The 258-nt window shown below is 74.8% G+C and carries 1 protein-coding gene; it reads left to right on the top strand.

Translation table 11 applies throughout. The annotated features are described in order from the left end of the window. Positions 1–258 (top strand): biotin/lipoyl-binding protein (locus tag SB816_RS33015; RefSeq protein WP_410548382.1); only part of this gene is annotated, 258 nt, incomplete at both ends.

The following is a 258-nucleotide window of genomic DNA, read 5'->3' as shown; positions in this document are numbered from 1 at the left end:
CGGCTCGACGCGTATCGGCAGGCGGAAGTGCGCGCGCGGGTCGCGGGGATCGTGACCGCGCGCACGTACGACGAAGGGCAGGAAGTGAAGCAGGGCGCGGTGCTGTTCCGCATCGATTCCGCGCCGCTGATGGCGGCGCGCGATGCCGCGCAGGGCGCGCTCGCGAAGGCGCAGGCCGCCGCGCTCGCCGCCACCGACAAACGCCGCCGCTACGACGACCTGGTGCGCGACCGCGCGGTCAGCGAGCGCGACCTCACC

Origin of the sequence: Achromobacter sp. SIMBA_011 (assembly GCF_046535435.1) — a bacterium.
GTDB lineage: Bacteria > Pseudomonadota > Gammaproteobacteria > Burkholderiales > Burkholderiaceae_B > Achromobacter > Achromobacter dolens.
This window is presented reverse-complemented; position numbering and strand designations above follow the sequence as displayed.